Origin of the sequence: Pseudomonas sp. TWI929 (assembly GCF_039673335.1) — a bacterium.
Classification (GTDB): Bacteria; Pseudomonadota; Gammaproteobacteria; order Pseudomonadales; family Pseudomonadaceae; genus Aquipseudomonas.
Genome location: NZ_JBDJLK010000165.1, coordinates 1 through 3,486 on the forward strand (window position 1 = coordinate 1; position 3,486 = coordinate 3,486).

General features: G+C 62.4%; 3 protein-coding genes. 1 reads left to right on the top strand and 2 read right to left on the bottom strand.

The features are described from left to right. Positions 1-125: 125 nt before the first annotated feature. Both ABE456_RS28335 and ABE456_RS28340 read right to left on the bottom strand, forming a co-directional pair. On the bottom strand, positions 126-380 hold the full coding sequence (locus ABE456_RS28335) for a DUF6543 domain-containing protein (protein ID WP_346646882.1): 255 nt from the start codon (positions 378-380) through the stop codon (positions 126-128). Between the two features lie 247 nt (positions 381-627). Further along, positions 628-1,782 (bottom strand): MFS transporter, encoded by a 1,155-nt coding sequence (locus ABE456_RS28340; RefSeq protein WP_346646883.1) that lies wholly within the window; start codon positions 1,780-1,782, stop codon positions 628-630. A gap of 282 nt (positions 1,783-2,064) precedes the next feature. Between ABE456_RS28340 and ABE456_RS28345 the strand changes: the two genes are divergently transcribed. Continuing rightward, on the top strand, positions 2,065-3,282 hold the full coding sequence (locus ABE456_RS28345; protein WP_346646884.1) for an amidohydrolase family protein: 1,218 nt from the start codon (positions 2,065-2,067) through the stop codon (positions 3,280-3,282). The last annotated feature ends 204 nt before the right edge of the window (positions 3,283-3,486 follow it).

Here is a 3,486-nt window from a genome sequence, read left to right on the forward strand (position 1 = left end):
GCCAATTTTCGCCCCCCCCCCATCTCATTTCAAAAAAAACCCTAAAAAACCGGTTTGCATTTGGCGGCCCTCTTCGCGGATAACGCCGATACGAGGCCGGTACAAGCATCATCTACAGGGCAGGGTTAGCTCGGGTGCCGATCATAAGCCTGCCGGCGCTGGCCTTGCTCCAGCAGCGTTGCAACACTCGGTGTCAGCATCTGTTGTTTGAGGTAGGCCTGGTACTGCCCACCGAGGTCGAGCATGCGGCAACGCCCGGCAAAGGCCCTGGCCGCCATGGGTAAGGTTTTGCCCTGGACATCCAGCAGCCTCGATTGGTCCATCAGCCCCAATGACCTGGCTTCGCCATCGCTGAAGTTGTGCGGCGCTGCGGCTGCCAAACAATACCTTCAGACGTTGCTGCACGGCCTGTTGCTCACGCAAACAGTCATGCAATTCAAGCAGGCGGGGCGCTGAGGCCTGCGTCAGCCACCCGGGCAGCCGGCTGGCGATCAAGGTATCGATGGAGCCTTCGGAACGTGTGGGGGCTGGCATCCTGAGCCTCTCCTTGGTGGAAAGGCATCATCACAACCTGTAGGGCAACGCTGCGGCGGTAGTTATGTGTGCAAGCCGAAGGCAGCGCGGGACTCAGCAAGCCACCTTGCTGCGCATCTCCTTGCTCCCCACGCCCAAGCAGGTAACAGCAAACGCAATCACCAACGCCCCCGTCCCCAGCAGGAAGATCAGCTGCTGGTTAGACCCCTCCACCAGTAGGGCAATCAGCGCTGGTGTCACCGCTGCCGCCCCCATCAAGGTGATACTGACCAACGGCGTGAGCTTGCCGGTTGGGTCATTGGTGGTGATCAACGCCATGTAGTACGACAACGACAGCACCCAGCCAAAGTTGATCAGCAGCAACGCCACGAACAACTGCATCGGCGTGCGGGTATAGCCGGTGAGCATGGCGATGGAGATGAACACCGCCACCAACCCCACGGCAATCATCAGCTGGCGGTTGACCCGCGCCCCCAGCAAGCTCGGCAGCCCCGCACCTGGCAGGCCGCCAATGGCCGACAGGCCGAACGCCCAGCCGATATCGACGCCGTCGATGCCCTGGTCACGTGCCAGCTGGTCGATGAAACCCCACACGCAATAGATGGCAATCTGCATGAACAGCATGCCCACCAGCGCCGTGCGCCCTGTACGCGCCGAACCACCCTGGGCGGGCGAGCCTTCGCCACAGGCCAACGACGTTGCTGGACGACGCGGCAGCACCAGGCTGGCGCCGCAAATCAGCAGGTACCACAGGCCGAACGCACACAAGGCGGTTACCGTGCCGCTTTGCGCGGCAAGCAACGGCAACGCCGCAGAAAACAGCGAGTACTCCGGCGTTTGCAGCAACAGCATCAGCCCGAACGAACGGTCCTGGTTGGGCAAGCGGCCCAGCGTGGACACCGCATAGGCATACACCAGCCCCGCACAGGTGCCGGCCGCCTGGCGCACGATCAACAACATCGCGTTGGTATTGGCAAAGGCCGTGGCAATGCTCAACACCACGCACAGGGCGCCAACCAGCAGGCACAGGCTGCGCCCGCCGTGGCGCTTCATCAGCAGCGGGCACAGCAACGTACCCACGGTCATGCCGATCATCTCCACCGACACCACCCAGCCCTGCTGGTCGAGTGACAGGTGCATCTGCTCCGTGACCAGGCCCATGAAGATGGGCTGCACGCCACAGACAATGAAGGAAGTACAGGCAATGAAAATCAGCGCGGCACGCAGCAGCTTGGAATCATTGATCATGGGGGACCCCGACACGGCATTTGTTTTTATTGTGTATGGCGACCTGCCCTGGAAGGCACCGTAGCTGGCGGCCGGGCGGGTCTCGTGGGCAATCCTGGGCCGAGAATGCAGGCTTTGAAAGTTAATTATCGGAATCGACTTCAGTGGGCTTTTTAATGCAGGCGCACTGGCTTCACCTGCATCAAGAAATGCACTGCAATCGATCCTGATAATTAATTTGTGACATGCCCGCATCCTCCCTACCGTGGGGCGTCACCCAAGCCTCAGTAAAAAGGCCCAATCATGAACGACCGTGAGTTCATCAATGCCATCGACGCCGATGGCCTGCCCCTGCACATTGCCGTAACCAACGGGCGCATCAGCCACATCGGCCCGCAGCGCGCCAGCACCCCGGCCCGCGAGACCGTCGACCTTGAAGGCCTGCTGGTGCTGCCGGGCTTCGTCGACGGTCACATCCACCTAGACAAGAGCTTCGTCGGCGACCGCTGGCGCCCACACCAGCCCGTCGCCAGCCTGCGCGAGCGCCTGGCCGTGGAAAAACACGAACTCGCCAGCGCCCCACCAATCGTCCAACGCGCCGACGCGCTGATCGGCCAGGCCGCCTCGTACGGCACCCTGGCCATGCGCTGCCATGTGGACGTGGACGCCACCACCGGCCTGAGCAACCTGCGCGCCATTCTCGAAGCCCGCGACAAGTGGAAAGCGCTGATCGACATCGAGCTGGTGGCCTTCCCCCAGGCCGGCGTGGTGACCTGCCCCGGCACCGCTGAAGTAATGGAATCGGCCGTGCGCGAAGGCGTGCAAGTGGTCGGCGGCATCGACCCGACCACCCTCGACGGCGACGCCGAAGCCCAGCTGGACATCGTGTTCGGCATTGCCGACCGCCATGGCGTGAAGGTTGATATCCACCTGCACGAGCCAGGCGACATCTGCATTGCCCAACTCGAACGCATCGCCGCACGCACCCAGGCATTGGGCATGCAAGGCCTGGTGGCCGTCAGCCACGCCTATGGCCTGGGTGACGTACCCGACGCTGTGGTCGACCGCACCGCCGAAGTGCTGGCCGGTGCCGGCATATCGATCATGACCAACGCCCCCGGCGAGCACGCCTTCCCACCGGTGCTGCGCCTGCGTGCCGGCGGGGTGCGGGTGTTCACCGGCAACGACAACATCCAGGACGCCTGGTGGCCATATGGCAATGGCGACATGCTGCAACGGGCGATGCTGATCAGTTATCGCTCGGGGTTCAACACCGACGAGGAACTGCGGGTGGCGCTGGAGATGGCAACCGTGGCCAGTGCCGGGGTGATGGGCAAGCAGGATTACGGCTTGAAGGTTGGCAACGAAGCCAGCTTCGTGCTGTTCAAGGCACCGAATGCAGCGGCGGCGGTGGCGGCTGCCATCCATGAGCGCGTGATCGTGCGCCACGGCGCGTTCTGGGGCGGGCCTGCGCAGCTGCAGTTGAAGGCTGCGCAGTTCGCTACTGAGCTGCGCCGCTGAAGGACTGACGCGTTCTAATTGTAGGCGCGGGTTTACCCGCGAATCAGGCAACGCGGTGGATGGCACCGGCTTTGCCGGTGTTCGCGGCTAAAGTGAACTGGCCTAATGATTTTGGACACCTTCATCGGGCGCTATGATGGCGCCCAATTGGAGGCAAAATTAGTGCGTAAATCTTACTCAAGAGAATACAAGGTCCAAGCTGCC